The 23,433-nt window shown below is 69.0% G+C and carries 23 protein-coding genes and 1 tRNA gene; 15 read left to right on the top strand and 9 right to left on the bottom strand.

The features are described from left to right. Positions 1-85: 85 nt before the first annotated feature. Complete coding sequence (locus ACFVY3_RS11545; protein ID WP_400159808.1) at positions 86-973, top strand: esterase/lipase family protein; 888 nt, start codon at positions 86-88, stop codon at positions 971-973. A gap of 81 nt (positions 974-1,054) precedes the next feature. On the opposite strand, the gene ACFVY3_RS11550 is transcribed toward ACFVY3_RS11545, so the two are convergent. The 4 genes from ACFVY3_RS11550 to tmk all read right to left on the bottom strand — a co-directional run bounded on the left by ACFVY3_RS11550 (position 1,055) and on the right by tmk (position 4,695). After that, positions 1,055-1,127: transfer RNA gene (locus ACFVY3_RS11550), tRNA-Thr, on the bottom strand. 113 nt (positions 1,128-1,240) lie between these two features. Beyond that, complete coding sequence (locus ACFVY3_RS11555; protein WP_400159809.1) at positions 1,241-2,824, bottom strand: alpha/beta hydrolase; 1,584 nt, start codon at positions 2,822-2,824, stop codon at positions 1,241-1,243. Positions 2,825-2,875: 51 nt separating this feature from the next. Further along, a complete protein-coding gene (locus tag ACFVY3_RS11560; RefSeq protein ID WP_400159810.1) occupies positions 2,876-4,018 on the bottom strand; it encodes a DNA polymerase III subunit delta' in 1,143 nt (380 codons plus the stop codon). Continuing rightward, the gene (tmk, locus tag ACFVY3_RS11565; protein ID WP_400159811.1) at positions 4,015-4,695 is read right to left on the bottom strand and encodes a dTMP kinase; all 681 of its coding nucleotides are present in this window, start codon (positions 4,693-4,695) and stop codon (positions 4,015-4,017) included. Before tmk ends, ACFVY3_RS11560 begins: the two co-directional genes overlap by 4 nt. Positions 4,696-4,782: 87 nt before the next feature. Here tmk and ACFVY3_RS11570 point away from each other — a divergent pair, with 87 nt between their 5' ends. Together ACFVY3_RS11570 and ACFVY3_RS11575 are read left to right on the top strand one after the other, a co-directional pair. Then, positions 4,783-5,967: a trans-sulfuration enzyme family protein gene (locus ACFVY3_RS11570; RefSeq protein WP_400159812.1), complete on the top strand. Its 1,185-nt coding sequence runs from the start codon at positions 4,783-4,785 to the stop codon at positions 5,965-5,967. 9 nt (positions 5,968-5,976) lie between these two features. After that, the gene (locus ACFVY3_RS11575) at positions 5,977-6,330 is read left to right on the top strand and encodes a DUF2516 family protein (protein ID WP_290256501.1); all 354 of its coding nucleotides are present in this window, start codon (positions 5,977-5,979) and stop codon (positions 6,328-6,330) included. On the opposite strand, the gene ACFVY3_RS11580 is transcribed toward ACFVY3_RS11575, so the two are convergent. Beyond that, positions 6,315-7,193 carry a class I SAM-dependent methyltransferase gene (locus tag ACFVY3_RS11580; RefSeq protein WP_400159813.1) on the bottom strand — a complete coding sequence of 293 codons (879 nt, stop codon included), beginning with the start codon at positions 7,191-7,193 and terminating at the stop codon, positions 6,315-6,317. The genes ACFVY3_RS11575 and ACFVY3_RS11580 overlap by 16 nt on opposite strands. A gap of 107 nt (positions 7,194-7,300) precedes the next feature. On the opposite strand from ACFVY3_RS11580, the gene ACFVY3_RS11585 reads away from it, so the two are divergent. Beyond that, complete coding sequence (locus ACFVY3_RS11585) at positions 7,301-8,047, top strand: phosphoglyceromutase (RefSeq protein WP_364136640.1); 747 nt, start codon at positions 7,301-7,303, stop codon at positions 8,045-8,047. A gap of 100 nt (positions 8,048-8,147) precedes the next feature. On the opposite strand, the gene phoU is transcribed toward ACFVY3_RS11585, so the two are convergent. Further along, complete coding sequence (gene phoU, locus ACFVY3_RS11590) at positions 8,148-8,810, bottom strand: phosphate signaling complex protein PhoU (protein ID WP_364136642.1); 663 nt, start codon at positions 8,808-8,810, stop codon at positions 8,148-8,150. 206 nt (positions 8,811-9,016) lie between these two features. Here phoU and ACFVY3_RS11595 point away from each other — a divergent pair, with 206 nt between their 5' ends. Beyond that, a complete protein-coding gene (locus ACFVY3_RS11595) occupies positions 9,017-10,231 on the top strand; it encodes a sensor histidine kinase (protein ID WP_400159834.1) in 1,215 nt (404 codons plus the stop codon). Further along, entirely contained in the window at positions 10,228-10,908 is a 681-nt protein-coding gene (locus ACFVY3_RS11600; protein ID WP_400159814.1) for a response regulator, read from the top strand. The genes ACFVY3_RS11595 and ACFVY3_RS11600 overlap by 4 nt, the downstream gene beginning before the upstream one ends. A gap of 106 nt (positions 10,909-11,014) precedes the next feature. On the opposite strand, the gene ACFVY3_RS11605 is transcribed toward ACFVY3_RS11600, so the two are convergent. Further along, positions 11,015-11,596 carry a hypothetical protein gene (locus ACFVY3_RS11605; RefSeq protein ID WP_400159835.1) on the bottom strand — a complete coding sequence of 194 codons (582 nt, stop codon included), beginning with the start codon at positions 11,594-11,596 and terminating at the stop codon, positions 11,015-11,017. A gap of 338 nt (positions 11,597-11,934) precedes the next feature. Here ACFVY3_RS11605 and ACFVY3_RS11610 point away from each other — a divergent pair, with 338 nt between their 5' ends. The 6 genes from ACFVY3_RS11610 (at position 11,935) to rlmB (ending at position 16,832) form a co-directional block, all read left to right on the top strand. Continuing rightward, positions 11,935-12,417 carry a CarD family transcriptional regulator gene (locus tag ACFVY3_RS11610; protein ID WP_026266570.1) on the top strand — a complete coding sequence of 161 codons (483 nt, stop codon included), beginning with the start codon at positions 11,935-11,937 and terminating at the stop codon, positions 12,415-12,417. Between the two features lie 91 nt (positions 12,418-12,508). Next, positions 12,509-13,309: a 2-C-methyl-D-erythritol 4-phosphate cytidylyltransferase gene (ispD, locus tag ACFVY3_RS11615; RefSeq protein WP_400159815.1), complete on the top strand. Its 801-nt coding sequence runs from the start codon at positions 12,509-12,511 to the stop codon at positions 13,307-13,309. A 2-nt stretch (positions 13,310-13,311) separates the two neighbouring features. Beyond that, positions 13,312-13,839: a 2-C-methyl-D-erythritol 2,4-cyclodiphosphate synthase gene (gene ispF / locus ACFVY3_RS11620; protein ID WP_400159816.1), complete on the top strand. Its 528-nt coding sequence runs from the start codon at positions 13,312-13,314 to the stop codon at positions 13,837-13,839. A gap of 41 nt (positions 13,840-13,880) precedes the next feature. Beyond that, on the top strand, positions 13,881-14,237 hold the full coding sequence (locus tag ACFVY3_RS11625; RefSeq protein WP_400159817.1) for a hypothetical protein: 357 nt from the start codon (positions 13,881-13,883) through the stop codon (positions 14,235-14,237). A gap of 42 nt (positions 14,238-14,279) precedes the next feature. Further along, entirely contained in the window at positions 14,280-15,734 is a 1,455-nt protein-coding gene (gene cysS, locus ACFVY3_RS11630; RefSeq protein ID WP_400159818.1) for a cysteine--tRNA ligase, read from the top strand. 111 nt (positions 15,735-15,845) lie between these two features. Then, complete coding sequence (gene rlmB, locus ACFVY3_RS11635; protein ID WP_364136653.1) at positions 15,846-16,832, top strand: 23S rRNA (guanosine(2251)-2'-O)-methyltransferase RlmB; 987 nt, start codon at positions 15,846-15,848, stop codon at positions 16,830-16,832. Positions 16,833-16,908: 76 nt separating this feature from the next. Here rlmB and ACFVY3_RS11640 read toward each other — a convergent pair whose 3' ends face one another. Next, a complete protein-coding gene (locus ACFVY3_RS11640; protein WP_400159819.1) occupies positions 16,909-17,715 on the bottom strand; it encodes a carbon-nitrogen hydrolase family protein in 807 nt (268 codons plus the stop codon). 117 nt (positions 17,716-17,832) lie between these two features. Between ACFVY3_RS11640 and glgX the strand changes: the two genes are divergently transcribed. The 3 genes from glgX to ACFVY3_RS11655 are packed head-to-tail and all read left to right on the top strand — an operon-like array spanning position 17,833 to position 20,769. Next, complete coding sequence (gene glgX / locus ACFVY3_RS11645) at positions 17,833-19,947, top strand: glycogen debranching protein GlgX (RefSeq protein ID WP_400159820.1); 2,115 nt, start codon at positions 17,833-17,835, stop codon at positions 19,945-19,947. A 12-nt stretch (positions 19,948-19,959) separates the two neighbouring features. Continuing rightward, complete coding sequence (locus ACFVY3_RS11650; protein ID WP_400159821.1) at positions 19,960-20,406, top strand: ribonuclease domain-containing protein; 447 nt, start codon at positions 19,960-19,962, stop codon at positions 20,404-20,406. Positions 20,407-20,412: 6 nt separating this feature from the next. Next, positions 20,413-20,769 carry a barstar family protein gene (locus ACFVY3_RS11655; protein ID WP_400159822.1) on the top strand — a complete coding sequence of 119 codons (357 nt, stop codon included), beginning with the start codon at positions 20,413-20,415 and terminating at the stop codon, positions 20,767-20,769. A 9-nt stretch (positions 20,770-20,778) separates the two neighbouring features. Here ACFVY3_RS11655 and glgP read toward each other — a convergent pair whose 3' ends face one another. Beyond that, positions 20,779-23,397: an alpha-glucan family phosphorylase gene (gene glgP, locus ACFVY3_RS11660; RefSeq protein WP_400159823.1), complete on the bottom strand. Its 2,619-nt coding sequence runs from the start codon at positions 23,395-23,397 to the stop codon at positions 20,779-20,781. Positions 23,398-23,433 lie beyond the last annotated feature (36 nt).

The following is a 23,433-nucleotide window of genomic DNA, read 5'->3' on the forward strand; positions in this document are numbered from 1 at the left end:
GACGTGATCCGGATCACGTCCAGGCCAGACAAGCCACATCACGAAAGTAAGCCCTCGCGGATGAGGGCCAGCGGAAGAGGACAACATGTCTGACGGCACAAACCACTCCGGTTCGAAACGAGCCAAAGCCATCCCGGGGGCGCTGGGCGCGGCGGCGCTCCTCTGCGCATCGCTCATCGCGTCACCCGCGGCACACGCGGACACCGTCGAGGTATCCCCGCCGGGCGCCAACGACTGGTCCTGCAAGCCAACCGCGGAGCACCCCTTTCCGGTGATTCTCGTCCCGGGAACCTTCGAGAGCATGGCGAAAAACTGGGCCAGCATGGCACCAGCGCTCAAGAGTGAAGGGTACTGCGTGTACTCCCTCAACTACGGTTCCACGAACGGCGTCGATGCGACGGGCCCCATTGCCGACTCCGCCGCCCAACTCGCGCCATTTGTGGACGCCGTGCTCGCCTCCACCGGAGCGGAGAAAGTTGACCTCGTGGGACATAGCCAGGGCGGCATGATGCCACGCTACTACATGGGCTTCCTCGACGGCGCCAAGAAGGTCAACGCCCTCGTGGGCATCGCACCGTCCAATCACGGAACGCAGGGTTTGATCACCCCCACTCCGGGCGGCCTGCCCTCGGCGACGACGGCCGGCGGATCCAACTGCCAGGCCTGCTCGGATCAGCAGGCGGGTTCGGCGTTCCTCACCAAGCTGAATTCACTCGGTGACACCCTCCCCGGTCCGGCGTACACGGTGATCTCCACGACCCACGACGAGGTCGTCACGCCCTACCAGAGCCAGTTCCTGGCAGGTCCTGCGGAGAAGGTCACCAACATCACCATCCAGGACAAGTGCCCGGCAGACCCGATCGAGCACGATCAAACCCCCAATGACCCCGTCGTCCAGCGGTTGGTCTCCAACGCGCTGGGACGTCCTGCGGGACAGCCGGCCGACCCGGCGTTCCAGCCGAACTGCGTCTAAGGACAACGGGACGGCCTCCGCGGAACCCGGATTAAAATACAAAACCCCGCGCATTCCTCGGAATGCGCGGGGTTCTTTTCGAGCTTCCTATCAGAATCGAACTGATGACCTTTTCATTACGAGTGAAACGCTCTACCGACTGAGCTAAGGAAGCACCGCGTGAGCCTCCGGCGGACCGGGCGGATCATGCAAGAGTCAACTGTAATGGAGGGTCCGCGCCCGGGTCAAAATGACCGGAACGGGCGCGGACACGGCCCCGGAACGGCCCTAGCAGACGGTGTTGTCCGCCGGGGTTTTGCCGTCCACGAGGTACCCGTCCACGGCGTTGCCGATGCAGCTATTGGACCGGCCGTAGGCGGTGTGGCCCTCACCCTTCCAGGTCAGCAGCGAGGCCTTTCCCAGCTGCTTCCGCAGCGAACCGGCCCACTCCACCGGCGTCGCAGGGTCCCCGGTGGTGCCGATGACCACGATGTCCGTGGAGCCCTTGTACTGCACCGGCGCGGGGGTGCGCTGGCTCTTGTACGGCCAGTCCTTGCAGCTGGTGGCGCCGTAGGCGAAGTAGTAGCCCAAGGTGGGGGAGAGCTGGCGGAGGCGCTGGTCCTCGGCCCGCATCTCGGCGGTATCCGCGTCCATCGGGTAGTCCAGGCAGTTGACGGCAGTGAAGGCAAAGGTGGAGTTCGCCGAGTAGGTCCCGTTCGGTTCCCGGTCCGCGCCGAAGTCGGAGAGCCGCAGCATGGGGGAGACATCGCCCTTCTTGGCGCTGTCCAGTGCCTGGGTGAGCAGGGGCCAGTTGTCGTCGTTGTAGAACGGCAGGATGAAGCCGCTGACGAACATCGAGGCGTTGACCACCCGGCCGTCCTTGGCGGTCTTCGGGCTTGCTTCCACGGACGCGATGATGTCCTGAATCTCCCGGATGGCGTCGTCGGCGCTGCCGCTGAAGGGGCAGCCGCTGTTCTGCAGGCAGTGCGTGACGTACGCGCGGATCGCCTTCTCGAACGCCTTCGCCTGGCCGGCGGTCAGCTCCTCGTAGTTCAGCGACGGATCGAGCGCCCCGTCCAGGACCATGTGGCCCACGTTGTCCGGGAACAGGGAGGCGTAGGTGGAGCCCAGGAACGTGCCGTAGGAGTAGCCCAGGTAGTTCAGCTTCGCGTCGTTGAGCACCCCGCGCAGCACGTCCATGTCCTTGGCGGCGCTGACGGTGTCCACGTGGCCCAGCACCGGACCGGTCTTCTCCGCGCACTTGGCGGCGATCGCCTTGTTGTCCGCGAGGGCGTCGGCCAGGCCGGCGTCTGTGTCCAGCTTGTAGACCTTTGCCCGGCTGGCGTCCCGCTCCTGGTCGGTGAGGCAGGTGACGGGTGCGGAACGCTTGACCCCCCGCGGGTCGAAGCCGACGACGTCGTAGTTCGCCCTGACCTTATCGGAGATGTTCGTGGCGCCGGCATCCCGCACGAAGTCGACGCCGGACCCGCCGGGGCCGCCCGGGTTGACCAGGAGGCTGCCCTTCTTGGTGCCGCCCTTGGCCGCCAGTTTCAGGATGGCGAGCTCGATGCTGCCGCCGTCGGGCTTGCTGTAGTCCACCGGGACCTTGACCTTGGCGCACTGGAAGTCACCCTCGCACCGGGACCAGGTCAGCTGTTGGGTGTAGAAGCTGCGCAGTTCCGCCGGAGCCGCGGCCGCGATGGACGGATCCGCGGACGCGGGGGCGGCCGAGGACTGGTTGTTGCCCGACCCGAACAGCGTGCAGGACGAGAGCACCAGGGCCAGCACCAGGCCCAGTGCCAGGGCGCCGGCCGAGCGCAGGCCGGACCACGGGGGTCGGCTGCCGGCGGGCCGGGATGGTGCTGACGTCATGCGGTTCTCCTCGGGACAGACAACGTAAAAGAGCGGGACAGAAGCTGGGGGTCAGATGAGGCTGGCGGCCATGGACTCGACCGCCAGCAGGGGAGCGACATTGGAGGTGGTGATCCGTTGCCGGGCGGTGTTGATGGCATCCATCCGCCCCAGCGTCACCTCCGGGGTGGAGCGGCCGGCGAACTCCTGGAGTTCGTCGCGGAGTTCGAGGTTGACCAGGTCCACGGCGTTGCCCATCTGGATGATCAGCACGTCGCGGTAGAAGGACAGGAGGTCCGTCAGGGTGCGGTCCAGCGAGTCCGTGATGGAGCGCTTGGCCCGCCGCTTCTGGTCATCCTCCAGCTGTTTGACCTGGCCGCGCATCGCCGGCGGCAGCGGGCCGCTCTCGGGGGCGCCCAGGGTGGCCAGCAGCGCGGCCTTCTCGGCAGCGTCGCGCTCCTCGTTGGAGCTGGTGGCCTCCTCCGTGGCGATCTTCACCAGCTTGTCCGCCATCATGACGGCGGCGGTGACCCCGCGCAGGTGCAGCGGGAACCGGACCGTGTCCAGCCGGCGCTGCCGGGCGTCCGGGTCCCGGGCCAGCCGGCGGGCGATCCCGACGTGGCTCTGCGCGGCGCGGGCGGCGCGCTCGGCGACGTCGGGTGCGATCCCGTCCCGGCTGACCAGGAGGGCGGCGACGTCGGCCGCGGGCGGCAGCCGCAGGGCCACGGGGCGGCAGCGGGACCGGATGGTCACCAGCACGTCCGCGGGGGAGGGGGCGCAGAGCATCCAGATGGTCCGCGGGGTGGGTTCCTCGATGGCCTTGAGCAGCACGTTGGTGGTCCGCTCCGCCATCCGGTCCGCGTCTTCCACCACGATGATCCGCCACCGCGCCGAGGACGGCCGGTTCCCGGCGGTGGACACCAGCTCGCGGGCCTCGTCGATGGTGATAGTGACCTTCTCGGTGCGCACGAACGTCACGTCCGAGTGCGTCTCGCCGACGATGGTCTGGCAGGCGTGGCACTGCCCGCAGCCGCGGCGGGTAATGTCGTCCTGGTCGCAGTTCAGGGCCGCGGCGAAGGCCTTGGCGGCGTTGGAGCGGCCGGATCCCGGCGGCCCCGTGAAGAGCCAGGCGTGGGTCAGGCCCTCGCCCTCCGCGGCCTGCCGGAGCTGGTCGACGACGGCGGGCTGGCCCTGCAGGTCGTCCCAGACACTCATGCCGAGCTGCCTTGCCGGAGCGACAGCAGCGCGTCCACCCGGCCCAGGATTTTCGCCGACAGCTCCTCGACCGGCAGGTGCGCGTCCAGGACCAGGTACTGGCCCGGGCGCGCCGCCGCGAGCTCGCGGAAGGCGCCGCGGATCCGGGCGTGGAAGTCGTCCGCCTCTGATTCGAGCCGGTCCTCGGCTGCATCCCCGGCGGTGCGGCGGCGGCGCCCGTCCGCGGGGTCGACGTCGAGCAGGACGGTCAGGTCCGGCCAGAGCCCGGCGGTGGCCCACTCGTTGATCTCGCGCACCCGGTCCGTGCCCAGGTGCCGGCCGGCGCCCTGGTAGGCGACGGAGGAGTCGATGTAACGGTCGGTTAGGACCACGTCGCCGCGTTCCAGGGCCGGCCGCAGGACCTGCTCGGCGTGGGCGGCGCGGGAGGCGGCGAAAATCAGCGCCTCGGTCCGGCCGTCGATCTCGCCGTGACCGTGGTCAAGCACAAGGGAGCGCAGCTTCTCGCCGATCGGGGTGCCCCCGGGCTCCCGGGTGCGGAGGACGGTGAGGCCGCGTGACTCCAGCGCCGCGGCCAGCGCGGCCGCCTGCGTGGACTTGCCGGCGCCGTCGCCGCCTTCGAAGGCGATCAACAGGCCGGGGAACGGCCCGCGGGCAGGGCCGGGAGTCTGGGAAGTCACTGCTCTAGCGTACCGACAACCACGGACACTCTGCTGGTGCGCCGTAACGCCCTGCGGGTCCCGCGCCGCCCCACGTACCCTGTCAGCATGAGTCTCTCCGAAGATCAGGCCGCCGCGCTGTCCGCCGAAACCGTCGTGGTCGCGGCGGGCCGTCCGCCGCGCGAACGCGACGCCCCGGTCAACCCGCCGCTGGTGCTGTCCTCCACCTACTTCGGCACCGGGCCGCTGGGCCCCGGCGACCGCGGCTACGGCCGGTACTCCAACCCCACCTGGGACCCGTTCGAGGAGGCCCTGGCGCAGCTGGAGGGAGCCTCACTGCCCGGGCTGCTCTACGCCTCCGGGCTCGCGGCCGTCAGCTCGGCGCTCTCCCTGGTCCCGCCGCAGGGGGTGCTGGTGATGCCCTCGCACAGCTACGCCGGATCCTTGGTGATGGCCACCGAACTGGCCGAGGCCGGGGTGCTGGAACTGCGGACCGTGGACATCGCGGACACTGACGCCGTACTGGCCCAGCTGGCGCCCGCGCAGGGCAAACCGGCCAGTGTGCTCTGGCTGGAGAGCCCCACCAATCCGATGCTCGGCGTCGCGGACATCCGCGCCCTCACCGCCGCCGCCCACGACGCCGGGGCCATCGTCATCACGGACAACACCTTCTCCACCCCGCTGGTGCAGCAGCCGCTGTCCTTGGGCTCCGACGTCGTGCTGCACTCGGTGACCAAGTACCTCGCCGGGCATTCCGACGTCGTCCTCGGCGCGCTGGTGACCTCGGATGAGGCGTTGCACGCCCGCCTGCTGCACCACCGCACCATCCACGGCGGGATCGCCGGGCCGTTCGAGGCCTGGCTGGCGCTGCGCGGACTGCGCACCCTGGCGCTCCGGATCGAACGGTCGCAGGCATCCGCCGCCATCCTCGCGGAGCGTCTGGCCCGTCATCCCCGGGTGGGCAGCATCCGGTATCCGGGACTTCCCACGGACCCCGGCCACCAGCGGGCCAAGGAGCAGATGACGGGCTTCGGCTCGATCCTCTGCATCGAAATGGCCCCGGCGGCCGGGCTGAGCGGCGCGGACGCGGCGGACCGGATGATCACCGGCCTGCGGCTCTGGTTGCCCGCCACCTCCCTTGGCGGAGTGGAATCCTTGATCGAACGACGGCGCCGGCACACGGCCGAGCCGCTCAGCGTGCCGGAGAATCTGGTGCGCCTCAGCGTCGGGATCGAAAATGTCGAGGACCTGTGGGCCGATTTGGAGCAGGCCCTCGCCACTTTGGACGGTTAGGCTGGGGACATGGACGGACGCTTGCTGATTGACTTTGCCGACAGGGGAATCTACTTCCTCCTCGCCCTGGTGGCCCTGGGGCTCGAGGTGTGGGCTTTCTTCGACTGCCTGCGGCACAAGCCCAACGCCTTCGAGGCCATGTCCAAGCGCACCAAGACCTTCTGGCTCGCCCTCACCGGCGGCGCCCTGGCCATCGGCCTGCTGTCCCTGCTGGGCGGCGGCGGTGGCTTCTTTGGCCCGCTGGGTCTGTTCGGCCTCGCGGCCGTCACCGCGGCCTCCGTTTACCTCGCGGACGTCCGTCCGGCCGTCCGCGACGCCGGCCGCGGCGGCAGCCGCAACATGGGCCCTTACGGCCCCTGGTGACCCCGGCGGCCGCCCTCCGCGGCCGGTAATCCGTCGGGGGCTACTGCGGCCCATGCCACGGACAGTTCCCCCAGCCGCCAGCGGGACGGCCCGTCCAGCACGGGCCAGCCAGCCTCCCGCAGCGAGCGGCACGCTGCCATCCAGCGCTGTCGGTGCCCGAAGGAAGCCAGCGGTGCCGCCTCCAGCCAGGCCTTGTCCAGCGCCTGCAGAAAGGTGTGCACCTTCTCGCCGGGGACGTTGCGGTGGATCAGGGCCTTCGGGAGACGTTCGGCAATCTCGGAGGGCAGTTCCACGGAGCCGAAGCGCAGGGACAGTCCCAGACTGATCGGACCCCTTGCGTCGAGCGCCACCCAGGTGACGTTCCGCCCGATCTCGTCGCAGGTGCCGTCGACGAAGAGTCCGCCGGGAGCCAGCCGGTCTTGGACCAAGCGCCAGATCGCCGGGACGTCGGCCTCCTCATACTGGCGGAGCACGTTGAAGGCCCGCACCAGCACGGGCCGGCCGGGCACCGGCAGCTCGAAGCCGCCCAGTTGGAAGCTCAGACCGGGCCGTTCCAGCGCCTTCGCCTGGCGGACCCGCTCCGGTTCGATCTCGATGCCCACCAGGCGGACATCCGGGCGGACGGCGGAGAGCCGCTGGAAAAGTTCGACGGCGGTGGCGGGGGAGGCCCCGTAGCCCAGGTCCACCACCAGGGGGTCGGCCGCGGTGCGCAGCCGCCACGCCTGCGGCCCGGCCAGCCACCTGTCCACCCGGCGCATCCGGTTCGGGTTGGTGGTGCCGCGGGTCACGTTGCCGACCGGCCGCCCGGCGCGTGTTCCGCCCCGGGGTCCGGGGGACGCTACCCGCTCCGCCTTCTGCACCACGGCTTAACCCTAGCCTCCGGCGGGCAGGCCGGGCGCAGTAGCCCGGGCGCGGAACCCCCGGTGTAACGGACGGCGCCTCCGCCGGGGCCTCGGCTAGGATGACAACCATGACTTACAAGCTGATCCTGCTGCGCCACGGGCACAGCGAATGGAACGCCAAGAATCTGTTCACCGGCTGGGTGGACGTGGACCTGAATGACCAGGGACGTGCCGAGGCGGTGCGCGGCGGCGAGTTGCTCGTGGAGAACAACGTCCTTCCGGACATCCTCTACACCTCGCGCCTGAAGCGGGCCATCAACACCGCCAACCTGGCCCTCGACAAGGCGGACCGCGGCTGGATCGACGTCAAGCGTGACTGGCGCCTGAACGAGCGCCACTACGGTGCGCTGCAGGGCAAGGACAAGGCCCAGACCCTGGCCGAGTACGGCGAGGAACAGTTCATGACCTGGCGCCGGTCCTACGACACCCCGCCGCCGCCCCTGGCCGATGACTCCGAGTTCTCCCAGGTGGGAGACCCGCGCTACAAGGACCTCGGCGACGAGATGCCCCGTACCGAATGCCTCAAGGACGTCCTGGTCCGCCTCCTGCCGTACTGGGAATCGGACATCAAGGAAGACCTGAAGGCCGGAAAGACCGTGCTGGTCACCGCCCACGGCAACTCCCTGCGCGCCCTGGTCAAGCACCTGGACGGGATCAGCGACGAGGACATCGCCGGCCTGAACATCCCCACCGGCATCCCGCTGGTCTACGACCTCGACGAGGACTTCAAGCCGCTGAACCCGGGCGGAACCTACCTCGACCCGGAGGCCGCGGCCGAGTCCATCAAGGCCGTGGCGAACCAGGGCAAGAAGTAGCCCCGGAAGTTCCCCGGAAACGTCGACGGCGGCCGTCCACCCCCAAGGTGGCCGGCCGCCGTCGTTTGTTTCTCCAGCGGTACTGGCGGTACTGCCGGTACTAGCTGTGCTCGATGCTGTTCGGGTGCCAGGCACCCGTGACCAGGTAGGTCACCTTCTGTGCCACCGACACGCCGTGGTCGGCGAAGCGCTCGAAGTAGCGGCTGGCCAGGGCCACGTCCACGGTGGTGGCGGCGGACTCGGCCCAGTCGCTGCGGGCGATCGCCTTGAACACGGACAGGTGCAGGTCGTTGACGGTGGTGTTGGCCTTCAGGATGTCCCGGGCCACCTCAAGATCGCGGGTCTCCAGCAGGATGGTCAGCTTCTCCGCGATCTCGAGGTCCGCCTTGGCGAACTCCCGGAACGTGTCCTGCAGCTGTGCGGGGATGACGTTGGCCGGGTAGCGGAGGCGGGCCAGCTGGGCGATGTGCCGGGCCAGGTCTCCCATGCGCTCCAGCGATGCGCTCATCCGCAGCGAGCCGACGATCATGCGCAAGTCGCTGGCCACCGGGCCCTGGAGGGCCAGAATGTCGATGGCGCGCTCGTCGAGGCTGTTCTGCAGGAAGTCGATGCGGGCATCGGCGGCGATGACATCCTCGGCGAGGTCGACGTCGGCGCCCTCGAAAGCGGTGGTGGCCTTCTCGAAGGCCTCGCTGACCAGCTTGGAAATCTCAACGAGCTGTTCACCGACCTGGGCGAGCTCTTCCTGAAAAACCTTACGCACGGGGCGTCCTTTCCTCATCGACGTCGCGGACGGCCGCTGGGCCGGCAACGTCTGGTTTCGCCGTAGCGGCGTTCAACCTGCCACCCTGCCACTCGCCGGTGAACTGTTGCGCCCCACTAGATGAACGTTAGCTGAACCAGCGCCGGAACCGCACACGTTTTCGATTGAGCCGCCCGCGCACCGCATAAGCTGGAGCCGTGGATCCAATGCTCATCGGTGTGATCGCCGGCCTCATCGGCCTGGCGCTCGGCGTCTTCGGCGTGCTCGCGTTCCGCCTCAGCGAACAGCAGCGCCGGATCAGCGACGTCGAAACCGACGAACCCTCCCTGCCAGAGGGCGCCGCCGAGGTCCTGGCCGTCCTGGGCCGGGCGTTCGTGGTGGTGGACGCGATCGACGGCGTCGTCCGGGCCAGTCCCGCCGCCTATGCCTATGGCTTGGTCCGCGGCCACACCGTGGTCCACCAGCAGCTGCTCGAGCTGACCGCCAAGGTCCGCCGCGACGGCGTGATCCTCGAGAAGCAGCTCGAACTGCCCCGCGGCCCGCTCGGCCAGGGGACCCTGATCGTCCAGGTCCGCGCGGCCATGCTCGGCGAGGAATACATCCTGCTCCTGGCCGATGACCGCACCGAGATCACCCGCACCGAGGAGATCCGCAACGACTTCGTCGCCAACGTCTCGCACGAGCTGAAGACCCCCGTCGGGGCCATCTCGCTGCTGGCCGAGGCGCTGGAGGCTTCCCCGGATGACGAGGAAGCGGTCCGCCGCTTCGCCAAGCGGATGCACAAGGAGTCCACCCGTCTTGCCGCCCTGGTGCAGGACATCATCGAACTCTCCCGCCTGCAGGGCGCCAACGTCGCCCAGGCCGCACATCCGGTGGACATCAACACCGTCGTCGCCGAGGCCGTGGACCGCTCCCAGCTGCCGGCCGAGAGCAAGAACATCGACATCGTGGTCGGTGGTCGGACAGATGCGATGGTGTACGGCGACCAGGACCTCCTCGTCACGGCCCTCCGCAACCTGATCGACAACGCCATCCGCTACTCGCCGGAGAACACCCGCGTCGGCGTCGGCGTCCGGTCCCGCGACGGCCTGGTGTCCGTCTCCGTGACGGACCAGGGCGAGGGCCTGAGCCCGGAGGACCAAGAGCGCGTGTTCGAGCGCTTCTACCGGGTGGACTCCGCGCGCTCCCGCCACACCGGCGGCACCGGGCTGGGCCTGAGCATCGTCAAGCACGTCATGGCCAACCACGGCGGCGAAGTCACGCTCTGGTCCCAGCCGGGCCAGGGTTCCACCTTCACCCTCCGGCTGCCGGAGATGGAAGGCCAGGACGCCCCCGCCGGCGGTCCGCGCCGGGCACCCCACAGCGAACGACCCGATCGACGCGACGCCGCCGGCGTCCATGAACAAGGAGCTAGCGCTTGAGCCGGATTCTTATTGTCGAGGACGAGGAGTCCTTCAGCGACCCGCTGTCCTTCCTCCTGGGGAAGGAAGGATTCGAGGTGGAGGTCGTGGACAACGGCCTCGATGCAATCACCGAGTTCGACCGGAACGGCGCAGACCTGGTCCTCCTGGACCTGCAGCTGCCCGGGCAGTCCGGCACTGAGGTCTGCCGGCAGCTGCGGCAGCGCTCCTCCGTCCCGGTCATCATGCTGACCGCCAAGGACGCCGAGATCGACAAGGTGGTGGGCCTGGAACTTGGTGCCGACGACTACGTCACCAAGCCCTATTCCTCCCGCGAGCTCGTCGCCCGCGTCCGGGCCGTGCTGCGCCGGCACGGCGAACCGGAGGAACTGGTTTCCAGCACCGTCCAGGCGGGCCCGGTCCGGATGGACGTCGAACGGCACGTGGTCAGCGTCCAGGGCGAGCAGATCTCGCTGCCGCTGAAGGAGTTCGAACTTCTGGAGATGCTGCTGCGCAATTCCGGCCGCGTCCTGACCCGCGGGCAGTTGATCGACCGGGTCTGGGGATCGGACTACGTCGGCGACACCAAGACCCTCGACGTGCACGTCAAGCGGCTGCGCAGCAAGATCGAGCCGGACCCTTCTGCGCCGCGGCACCTGATCACCGTCCGCGGCCTGGGCTACAAGTTCGAACCCTAAACCTACCGAGTGCGCGCAGTCGGCCCGATAGAGACCGGGGCGGCATAACAAAGGAGCGGCACCCCGCGAGGGGTGCCGCTCCTTTGTTTGTGGTGCCCGGTGCCGGTTAGCGGCTGGCCGTCGGGGTCGCCGTCGCGGATGCCGGTGCCGAGGTCGACGACGACGGCGACGCCGAGCTGGACGCCGAGCTCGAGGAGGTGGCCGTAGGGGTCGGGGTCGGGATGTACTTCTTGTAATCCGCGATCGTGCCGTCCAGTACCGGCATGTTGAACTTTGCCTTCATGTTGGTGGCGCTCTCGGAGAGAGTGACCTCCACCAGCGAACCGGGCTTCCCGCCGGTGGTGCTCAGGGTTGCCGAGTCGGTGCTGTCGTTGAGCAGTACGTAGGAGTTCTTCTTGACCGGCACCTGGGTCTGCGAGCCGCTGGCACCGTTGATCGTCAGCGTGACGTCGTTGGACGAGGTGTTGTAGACGGCGCCGAGGACGCGGCCGGGCTTGTTCTCACCATCGGAGACGATCATCATGTTGCGCAGCTGCACCGGGCCGAGGTCCGTCCGGGTTCCGTCGGAGGCGGAGTACTGGAAGGAGGTCTGCTGGGGGTTGATGTAGCCGCAGCCGGAGACGGACAGCAGGCCAATGCCAAGTGCCGCCGTTGCCATTGCCAGCTTGCCGCGCCGGCCCGGGGTCATCGCAGTGAAACGCACGTCACGCACTCCTTGAGAGTCTTGAAACAGTATTCAGCCATAGCCTATCGGCAACAGGGCCCAAACGAGGATTCCTAAGCCGCCCCGGTGACGCCATGAAGGGAGCCGTGCAGCGGGCCCCGGCGTCCCCGGCGTCGTCGTTGGCGGCCTCCCGAAGCACCTTGGCGCGGCCGGCGTGATGCACTATTATCCGCATCCGTCAAGGGGTTTGAGCCGCCGATTAGGCCCATTTTCCGCGGAATCTCGCGGTTTCTCCGCCGGATCCATGCCAGTCGTATGCCTTAATCGTGATAAACTGGTCTGCGGGAAAGGGGAATGTCCACATGGTTTTTGAGGTCGGCGAGACAGTAGTTTACCCTCACCACGGTGCAGCAAAAATTGAAGAGATCAAGATGCGCACTGTCAAGGGCGAAGAGAAAATGTATCTCAAGCTCAAGGTGGCTCAGGGTGATCTGACCATTGAAGTTCCAGCAGAAAACGTTGACCTTGTTGGGGTCCGCGACGTAGTGGGCAAGGAAGGCCTGGAGCACGTGTTCGACGTGCTTCGTGCCGAGTTCACTGAAGAGCCCACCAACTGGTCGCGTCGTTACAAGGCAAACTTGGAAAAGCTTGCCTCCGGTGATGTGATCAAGGTAGCCGAGGTCGTCCGCGACCTCTGGCGCCGCGACCACGACCGGGGTCTCTCCGCAGGGGAGAAGCGCATGCTGGCCAAGGCCCGCCAGATTCTGATTTCAGAACTGGCTCTGGCTGAGAAGACCGACGAAGAGAAGGCCGCAAGCGTTCTCGACGAGGTCCTGGCTTCCTAACTAAGAATCGAACCCCGGTGGCGTCACGCCGCCGGGGCTTCTTTTTGCCCAAAACCGGCCCGCCCACGCGTCGGGACGTAGGCTTGACCGCATGACTACTCCATCGGCCGCCCCCGTCACGGCGGTCATCCTCGTGGCCGCCGGATCCGGCCAGCGGCTGGGTTACGGGATGCCCAAGGCCAAGGTTCCCCTGGGCGGGGACAGCATCCTCATCCACGCCCTCCGCGGGGTCGCCGCCGCCGGGGTCGCCCGGCAGATCTGCGTCGCGCTCCCGCCCGGAGACCGGGAGCTGGCCGCGCAGTGCGAGGCGTTCGCCGAGGAACTGCGCAACGGCGGCGGGAACGGGGCGGAGACCCCCGAGATCACGGCCGTCGACGGCGGCGCCAGCCGCGCCGATTCGGTGCGCGCCGCCCTGGCCGCCCTGCACCCGGACACCCGGTCTGTCCTGGTGCACGACGCCGCCCGCGCCCTGGCACCGGAGGCCGTCTTCCACCGGGTGGCCGAGGCCCTGGCCGCCGGAGCGCAGGCCGTCATCCCCGTCCTGCCCGTGGTGGACACGGTGAAGACCGTCGCCCGGACCACCGGCCCGGACGCGGACATCGCCCCGGAACTGGTCACCGGCACGGCACCCCGGGAGGCCCTCCGCGCCGTCCAGACCCCGCAGGGCTTCAGCCTGGAAACCCTCCGCCGGGCCCACGAATCCGCGGAAGGACTCGACGAAGCCCAGGCGGCCGCCGTCACCGACGACGCCATGCTGGTGGAACTACTGGGCGTTCCCGTCCACGCGGTCCGCGGCGCCAGCCAGTCGCTGAAGATCACCACCCCGCTGGACCTGATCCTCGCCGAGGGCTTGCTCGAGGGTCCCCTCGGCGCCCGCTGGGTGGAGGGCTGACCATGGACCCGAAGCAACGACCCCTGCTGCCGCGCACCGGCATCGGCATCGACGTCCACGCCTACGCCCCGGACGAGGCACCCCAGCCGCTCTGGCTCGGCGGACTCCTCTGGGAGGGTGAGCGCGGGCTGGCCGGCCACTCCGACGGCGACCCGGTGGCCCACGCGGCGGCCGACGCCCTGTTCTCCGCATGCGGCATCGGCGACCTCGGCACCCATTTCGGCACGGACCGGCCCGAATATGCCGGAGCCTCCGGCATCACCCTGCTGTCCGCGGCCGCCCGGATCGTCCGCGCCGCGGGCTGGGAGATCGGCAACATCGCCGTGCAGTTCGTCGCGAACCGGCCCAAGTTCGGCCCACGCCGGGAGGAGTCCCAGCGGGTGCTCAGCGAGGCCGCCGGAGCCCCCGTCAGCGTCACCGCCACCACCAGCGACGGCCTCGGCTTCACCGGCCGCGGCGAGGGCATCGCGGCCACCGCCACCGCCCTGGTCTACCCGGCCGACTCCGCCGGCGGCGCCGATCTGGCCTAGGCTTAACGGACAACCCCCGCCCGGAACGTCAGGAGTTTCCCGTGAAAAAGCTAGCCCCCGCCGTCGTCCTCGCCACAGGACTGCTGCTGGCCGGGTGCGCCGGATCCACCCCGCCTGCCGCCAGCCCCACGCCGTCGCGCATGAGCGTGGACGAGAGCTGCAAGTTCCTGAACACGGACACCTTCGTGCCCACGGGTACCGACACGGACAAAGCCGGGCAGATCAGCAAGCACTATCAGGAGGTCGCGGACAAGGTGGCCCCCGAGGTGGCTGACCCCATCCAGAAGATGGCCGACGTCATGAAGCAGGTCGCGGGCAGCTCCACCGGAGTCCAGACCACGGACCAGCTCAACCAGCTGCGCCAGAACATGGACCAGATCGGCCAGCACTGCAAGTAACGGACCGGCCGGCGGCAACACCGCATCGGCTAGTCTGGACCGGTGACACTGCGCTTCTATGACACTGCATCCGCCGAAGTCCGCGACTTCGTCCCCCTGGTTCCGGGGAAGGTAAGCCTCTACTACTGCGGCGCCACGGTGCAGGGCATGCCGCACGTCGGTCACATCCGCTCAGCGATCGCCTTCGACCAGCTCACCCGCTGGCTGCAGTACCGCGGCTTCCGGGTCACCACGGTCCGCAACGTCACGGACATCGACGACAAGATCCTCGCCAAGTCCGCCGAGTCGTTCGCGCCCGCGTTCGACGAGGGCGACGGCACCGTCCGCGAAGAGGAATGGTGGGCGCTGGCCTACCGTTACGAGCAGGAATTCCGTAAGGCGTATGACACCCTGGGTGTCTCCAGGCCCACCTACGAGCCGCGCGCCACGGGCCACATCCCCGAGATGCACGCCCTGATTCAGCTGCTGATCGACCGCGGCCACGCCTACCCGGCCCTCGACGACTCCGGCGACGTCTACTTCGATGTCCGCTCCTGGTCCGCCTACGGGTCCCTGACCCGGCAGAAGATCGAGGACATGCAGGGCGCCCCCGACGCCGACCCGCGCGGCAAGAAGGACCCCCGCGACTTCGCGCTTTGGAAGGGCCACAAGGACGGCGAACCGACGACGGCGAGCTGGGCCTCCCCGTGGGGCGCCGGACGCCCGGGCTGGCACCTCGAATGCTCCGCGATGGTCACCAAATACCTCGGCACCGAGTTCGACATCCACGGCGGCGGCCTGGACCTGCGCTTCCCGCACCACGAGAACGAGATGGCCCAGTCCCAGGCGGCCGGCCACGGCTTCGCGAACTTCTGGATGCACAACGGCATGGTCACCTACGCCGGCGAGAAGATGTCCAAGTCCATCGGCAACACCATCAGCCCGGCCGAGATGCTCGAACTCGCCCCGCCGCGGGTGGTTCGGTATTACCTCGGCCAGGCCCAGTACCGCTCGGTGCTGGACTACCAGCCGACTTCGCTGCAGGAAGCCGCCGCCGCCGTCGAGCGCATCGACGGGTTCATCAGCCGCGCCGTGCGCGCCCTGTCCGACGGCGGGAACTACAGCTTCTCCACCTACGGCGACGTCCCCGAGGCGTTCGAACGCGCCATGGACGACGACCTCAACGTCCCGCAGGCCCTCGCCGTCCTGCACGAGACCGTCCGGGCCGGCAACACCGCATTGACCGACGGCCGGACCGAGGACGCCCGCCAGGCCCTGCACCACGTCCACGACATGCTGCGGGTCCTCGGCCTGAACGACACCGCTGCCCCCGCCGTGGACGGCCAGGCCACCACCGCGCTCGGCGTGCTGGTGGAGGCGCAGCTGGCAGCCCGGGCGCAGGCGAGGGCGGCCAAGGACTGGGCCGCCTCCGACGCCATCCGGGACACCTTGGCCGCGGCCGGCGTCGTCGTCGAGGACGGCGCGGACGGTGCCAGCTGGAGCCTCAAGCGCGGCTGAGCCCCGGCGGCCGGGCGGGCCGCCGCACCCGCGCGGTCGAGGATTTAACCCGAGTCAGTAGACTGGAGTCCAGACTTATCAACGATTCGCGTACTTCAAAGGGTGAAACTCATGGCCAATAACGGTCGCCGCTCGGTCAAACAGAAGAAGGGTCCCACTGTCGGGACCGGCGGCCATGGCCGTAAGGCCCTCGAAGGCAAGGGCCCCACTCCCAAGGCGGAGGACCGGGTCTACCACAAGGCCCACAAGAACAAGCAGCTCGCGGAACGCTCCGCCGCCAAGCGCGGCACCGGAGCCCGCAGCGCCGGCGCCCGCTCCGGCCCCAAGGGCCGCGCCACCGAAGAAGTCGTCACGGGCCGCAACTCCGTGGTCGAGGCGCTCCGCGCCGGTATTCCCGCCAAGGCCCTGCACGTGGCCATCCGCATCGAGATGGACGACCGGGTCAAGGAATCCCTGAAGATCGCGGCCGAGCGCGGCATTCCGCTGCTCGAAACCGGCAAGCCCGAGCTGGACCGGATGACCGACGACGCCATCCACCAGGGACTGGTCCTGCAGATCCCGCCGTACGAGTACCAGGATGCTTACGAGCTGGCCGAGGCAACCGTCGAGGCGTGGAAGGTGGGCCACATCGCCAACGCCCCGCTCTTCGTCGCCCTCGACGGCATCACCGACCCCCGCAACCTCGGCGCGATCATCCGTTCCGTCTCCGCGTTCAGCGGCCACGGCGTGATCGTTCCCGAGCGCCGGTCCGTCGGCGTGACCGCCTCGGCCTGGAAGACCAGCGCCGGCGCAGCGGTCCGCGTCCCGGTGGCCCGCGCCGCGAACCTCAACAGCACGCTGAAGGCGTTCAAGAACATGGGCATCTTCGTCCTCGGCCTGGACGGCGACGGCGACGTCTCGCTGCCGGACCTGGCGCTGGCGAAGGAACCGGTCTGCATCGTGGTGGGCTCCGAGGGCAAGGGCCTGAGCCGCCTGGTCCGCGAGAACTGCGACCAGATCGTCTCCATCCCGATCGACTCCGCGATGGAATCTCTCAACGCCTCGATGGCCGTCGGCATCTCGCTCTACGAGATCTCCCGCCAGCGCGCCACCAAGTAAATCGCACCGCGGACGCTCCCTCACCTCAGGTGAGGGAGCGTTGTGGTTTAAGTCGCCGGATGTGAGGTAGCGTCGGCTAGAAGCGGTGGCGGTTGGCGAGGACCGGGAGGCTCTTACGGGCGGCGTCGACCTCGGCGGGGTCCAGGTTCACGAACAGCAGGTCCGGTTCCGCGCCGAGTTCGGCGATCGCCTCGCCGAAGGGGGAGGCGACCAGGGAATGCCCGACGCCGGTGGGGGCGGTGCCCCGGACCTCGAGTCCGGCGCTGGCCGGGTCGGCCTGACCGCAGGCCACCACGAAGCTGGTCGAGTCGGCGGCGCGGGCCCGTGCCAACAAGGTCCACTGCTCAGCCTTGCCCGGCCCGCTGCCCCAGGAAGCGCTGACCAGGGTCACGACGGCGCCGCGGTCGGCGAGCTCCGTGAACAGGTCCGGGAAACGCACGTCGTAGCAGGTGGCGAGGCCCACGGTGACGCCGCCGACGTCGAACGTCACCGGCTCCGTACCCGCCTCCACCGTGTCGGACTCGGCGAAGCCGAAGGCGTCGAAGAGGTGGATCTTGTCGTAGCTGGCGGCAACGCCCGGCCCGGTGGCGAGCAGGGTGTTCCGGACCCGGGGGGATCCGTTCTTGGCCGCGCCCGGCGTGAACATGCCGGCCACCACCACCAGGTCCTGCTCCGCGGCGATGGCCCGGACGGCCGAGGCCCACGGGCCATCCAGCGGTTCGGCGATGTCCACCAGCGAGTTGCCGAAGGCCCGCATGGTGGCCTCCGGGAAGACCACCAGGTCCGCGCCGCCTGCCTTGGCCCGCGCGGCATACTCCCGGACAAGGTCAAGGTTCCGGTCCAGATCGCGGCCGGTGATGATTTGCGCCAGTGCTATCCGCACGGTTACCTCCAGTTCGGTGCCTGCCTCCAGTATGCCGCGCCCGGACGTTCCAGAGTTCCGTCGTAACCCGACCGCGCGGAGAGGGTGCGGGAGGCGGCCCCGGCTAAGCTATGACCAATGGTCAAGTCCTTTGTAGATTCCGCAACGACCGTGGATGCCTCACGGCCGCTTCCGCTGGGACTAAGCGTGCCGCGCACCGGCTCCCCGGAGACCGATGATCCGCGCGGTTCATCGGTGAACGTGGCCGTCTATGCCCCCGCCGTCGCCACCCTCGAGGTGGTTTACCAGGCCCCAGGCCGCGGCTGGCAGGTCAAGGCACTGCCGAACGTCACCGCCGGCGTGCACCACGGCATCGTCGAGGGGCTGCCGGTCGGCTCCCGCTACGGGCTGCGGGCGGCGCCGGAGGCTGAGGCCCTGCCCGTCCCGGTTCCCACCCAGGATTTCGACGACGACGGCGTGCAGCCGCTGTTGCTCGATCCGTATGGCCGCGCCGTCGATCAGCGGGAGAAGCTGATCACCAATGTCCGGATGTCCGGCGACTTCGACTGGGGCGTGGACCGTGCCCCGGCCACGCCGTGGCGGGACACCATCATCTACGAGGCGCACGTGCGCGGGCAGACCATGCTCCACCCGGACATTCCGGAGCACCTGCAGGGCACCTATGCCGGCATGGCGCACCCGGCCATGGTCGAGCACCTGGTCTCCCTGGGCGTCACGGCCGTCCAGCTCCTGCCGGTCCACTTCCACCTGGACGAGGCCCACCTGCAGAACCTGGGCCTGACCAACTACTGGGGCTACAACACGGCTGCCTTCTTTGCCCCGCACCCGGACTACGCCACCCAGGCCGCCCGCGACGCCGGGCCGCAGGCGGTGCAGGACGAGTTCAAGGGAATGGTCAAGCTGCTTCACGCGGCCGGCCTCGAGGTGATCCTCGACGTCGTCTACAATCACACCGCCGAGGCCGGTCCGGACGGGCCCACGCTCAGCTTCCGGGGCCTGGGCGAGCTGCAGTACTACCGCCACGACGGCCAGGGACGCTATGTGGACACCACCGGCTGCGGCAACTCCCTGAACTTCGGTGAGCCCCGCGTCGTGCAGCTGGTCCTCGACTCCCTGCGCTACTGGGTCAACGAATTCCACGTCGACGGCTTCCGCTTCGACCTTGCCGTCACGCTCTGCCGGAACGCGGCCAACGAGTTCGACCCGCGGCACCCGTTCTTGGTGGCCGTCGCCGCCGATCCGGTCCTCTCCGAGACCAAGCTGATCGCCGAACCTTGGGATGTGGGCTACGGCGGCTGGCAGACCGGTAAGTTCCCGCCCGGCTGGGTCGACTGGAACGACCACTTCCGCGACGCCGTCCGCACCTTTTGGCTGGCGGACCGGGCCGCGATCGAGTCCGGCGGCCACGGGGGATCCGTGGCGAAGCTGGCCGACGCCCTCTCCGGCTCCGCGGCGCTCTTTGCCGGGTCCGGTCGAAACCGGCTGGCCTCGGTCAATCTCATCACCGCCCACGACGGGTTCACTCTTGCGGACCTGGTCTCCTACGATCGCAAGCACAACGAGGCCAACGGCGAGCAGAACCGGGACGGCCACGGCGACAACCGCAGCTATAACCACGGCTTCGAGGGCCCCACCGAGGACGAGGGCATCCTGGCCAAGCGTGCGCAGAGCAGCCGCAACCTGATGGCCTCGCTGATGATCTCGCAGGGCGTGCCGATGATCACCGCCGGCGACGAGGTGGGCCGCACCCAGCAGGGCAACAACAACGCCTACTGCCAGGACAACCCGCTGACCTGGATCGACTGGACCAGCACCCCCGAATCGCACTCGATGCTGCGCAGCACCAAGCGCGTCATCCGGCTGCGCAAGGAGTTCCTCGCCGGCCAGCCGCACGATTACCCGGCCCGGGAGCGGCAGTCCTATTTCCACTGGTTCGACGTCGATGGACGGCAGATGTCCGCCGAACGCTGGCAGGACCCCGCCCACCGGGTGGTGCAGCTGCTGGTGGGTTCCGACGTCGGCCGCGTGGTGGGCCTGGTGGTGGTCAACGGCGGTGCCGACGACGTCAAGGTCACCCTGCCGCCCGTCCCGCACGACGACGGCACCGGTCACCGGATCTACGAGCTGCGGCTCACCACCTCGGAGTGGCACGACCGCCGGCAGGGCGTCCGGATCGCCTCCGGTGAACGCGACGTGGTCCAGGCGAACAGCATCAGCATCTACCGCATCTAGGGGGAACCGGAGATGACCACCAAACGCCTCAGCACCCTGATCGGGGCGCTCCTGACCCTGGCGGTGCTCGTGCTGGTGGTCGCCGGGATCCCGCGGACGGGCGACTCCCCGGGCAGTGCAACGTCGCCGGCCCACACCAGTGCCGCCGCCAGCGCCGGCGTCGCGAACCCGTCCCGGCTGCCCGAGGTCAAGGTCTCGGAGTTGCCGGCCGAGGCGCGGCAGGTCCTGGTGTTGATCGCGCGCGGCGGTCCTTACCCGTACAGCAGGGACAACATCACCTTCGGCAACTTCGAGCGGGTGCTGCCGCAGAAGCCCTCGGGCTACTACCGGGAGTTCACGGTTCCCACGCCCGGCGAGTCGGACCGCGGCGCACGGCGGATCATCGCCGGAGACGCGGGGGAGAAGTACTACACCGCGGACCACTATTCATCGTTTTCATTCATCGCCGAAGGCGAGTAGGGACCCATGAAAATCTATTCCGCAGACACCTGGACACCCGAGGAGCTGCAGGCGCAGGTCCGCGACGCCGGCCGCCGGACGCTGATTGTCCCCGCCGCCAACACGAAGAAAGAGGTCCTCGCCGCCTTCGGCGAGGTGCTGGATTTCCCCGAGCACTACGGCGTGAACCTCGACGCCCTCAACGATTCCCTGCATGACTTCGCCGACGCCGTGGGCGACGACGGCCACGGCCCGGTCACGGTCATCTGGCAGGTCCCCGCCGCCTTCCGCGCCGACCGGGCCTTCGGCGTCATCTGCGAAATCCTGCAGGACGCCGAAAGCTACGCCGGCAAGGACCTCAAGGTCATCACCGTCTGCCTGTAGTCGACCAGGTCAGGCGTTGACGATGAGTCCGAGTTCGGCCTTCGACGCCAGGCCGGCGTGCTTGGGCAGCACCCGGATGGTGTAGCCGAAGGAACCGGAGCGGTCGATCACCAGGGTGCCGCTGAACAGGTAGCGGCCCTTGCCCAGGTCCTCCACGGAGGTCAGCTCCACCATCGTGACGTCCGTGAGCTCGTCGCTGTCCTCGGCGCGGCCGTAGGCCACCTCCACGGCGACGTCCTCCGGCGGCAGGTCGTGCAGCGCGATGTAGGCGTTGACCTGCAGGTCGTCGCCGATCTGCGGGTCCTCGGAGACGCCGACGGAGTCCACGTGCTCCACCTGGATCTGCGGCCACGCGGCGCGGACCGTGGAGCACCACGCGGCCAGCGACTTCGCCTCGGCGTAACCGTGCGCGGACGCCTGGCGGCCGGCCAGCGCGGCGGGCCGGTACAGAACGTTGACGTAGTCCTTGAGCATCCGTTCCGCGGACACCGCCGGTCCCAGGTGGGTCATGGTGTGCTTGATCATGGACACCCAGTGGGTGGGAACCGCCTGCGGCCCGGACTGGGACGGGCCGGCCGCGCCGGCGCCATCGGAGACCGTGAGGCCGTAGAACTTCGGCGCCACCTGGGTCTCGAGCAGCTCGTACAGGGCGGCCGCCTCGATGTCGTCGCGTTCCTCGGGGGACGCGTCGTTGTTGGCGGTGGGGATCGCCCAGCCGTTCTCGCCGTCGTACATCTCATCCCACCAGCCGTCAAGCACCGAGAGGTTCAGGGAGCCGTTGATGGCCGCCTTCATCCCGGAGGTGCCGCAGGCCTCGAGCGGGCGCAGCGGGTTGTTGAGCCAGACGTCGCAGCCCGGGAAGAGCGTGCGGGCCATCGCGATGTCGTAATTGGGCAGGAACACGATCCGGTGCCGGACCGCGGGGTCGTCGGTGAAGCGGACCAGGTCTTGGATCATTTTCTTGCCCGCGTCGTCCGCCGGGTGCGACTTGCCGGCGATGACCAGCTGGATGGGGTGGGTCTCGTGCAGCAGGAGCGCCTTGAGCCGCGCGGGATCGCGGAGCATCAGGGTGAGCCGCTTGTAGGTCGGAACGCGGCGGGCGAAGCCGACCGTGAGGACATCCGGGTCGAGGACGGAATCGGTCCAGGACAGCTCGGCGTCGGCCGCGCCGCGCTTCTTCCACGCCGCGCGGAGTCGGCGACGGACGTCCTCCACCAGGGAGACCCGCATCTCCCGGCGCAGCGCCCAGAGCTCTTCGTCGCTGACGTTGTAGGCGAGGTCCCAGCGGCCCTCGGACTCGGCGTCGGCCCCGAACCGGTCGCGGGCGAGCTGGGAGACACGCGGATCCACCCAGGTGGGGACGTGGACGCCGTTGGTCACCGAGGTGATGGGCACCTCCGCGTGGTCAAAGCCCGGCCAGAGCGCGGCGAACATCCCGCGCGAGACCACGCCGTGCAGCTTGGCCACACCGTTGGCGCGCTGCGCCAGGCGCAGGCCCATGACGGCCATGTTGAAGACGAACGGGTTGCCGTCGGCGAAGTCCTCGCGGCCCAGGTCCAGGATCTTGCCCAGCGGAACGTCCGGGGCGAGGCCCGCGGAGAAGAAGTGCTCGATCTGGGAGATCTCGAACCGGTCGATGCCAGCGGGGACCGGGGTGTGCGTGGTGAAGACGGTGGAGGCCCGGCCGGCGGTGAGCGCCTCGTCCCAACCCAGGGCGGTGTCCCCGGACATGAGTTCCTGGATCCGTTCGACGCCGAGGAAACCGGCATGGCCCTCATTGGTGTGGAAGACCTCCGGCGCGGGTGCCCCGGTGAGCCGCTGGTAGGCGCGCAGCGCCTTCACCCCGCCCATGCCCAGCAGGAGCTCCTGCTGCAGGCGGTGGTCGCCGCCGCCACCGTAGAGCCGGTCCGTGATGCCGCGGGCGGCATCGTCGTTGCCGGCCACGTTCGAATCCAGCAGCAGCAGCGGCACGCGGCCGACGTCGGCGCGCCAGACGTGCGCCAGGAGCCGGCGGCCGTGGGGGAGGGGCAGGGAGATTTCCACCGGCCGGCCGTTGCCGTCCGGGGAGGCCTCGCGCAGCAGCGTCAGGGGCAGCCCGTCCGGGTCAAGCACCGGGTAGGTTTCCTGCTGCCAGGCGTCGCGGGAGAGGGACTGTTTGAAGTACCCGGCCTGGTAGAGCAGGCCGACGCCGATCAGCGGCACGCCCAGGTCGGAGGCGGCCTTCAGGTGGTCGCCGGCGAGGATGCCGAGGCCGCCGGAGTACTGCGGCAGGACCTCGGTGATGCCGAACTCGGGGGAGAAGTAGGCGATGCAGCGGGGCGCGTCCTCGCCCAGGCTCTGGTACCAGCGGGGCTGCTCAAGGTACTGGTCCAGGTCCGCCGCGGCCTCGTGTACGCGGCGCACCACATCCTGGTCCGCGGCGAGGCGCTGCAGCTCCTCCCGGCTGACCAGACCCAGGAACGTCACCGGGTCCTGGGCGCTCTCGGCCCAGATGGCCGGGTTCAGCTGTTCGAACAATTCGCGGGTGGGCAGGTGCCACGACCAGCGAAGGTTGGTGGCCAGCCGCGCCAGGGGCCGGATCGGTTCGGGAAGAACGGTTCTGACGGTAAATCTCCGGATAGCCTTCACCTGCGAAACACTAACCGAGAACTTCGGACCCCGGAA

The organism is Arthrobacter sp. BPSS-3 (assembly GCF_044628475.1).
In the GTDB taxonomy this organism is placed as follows: Bacteria; Actinomycetota; Actinomycetes; order Actinomycetales; family Micrococcaceae; genus Arthrobacter.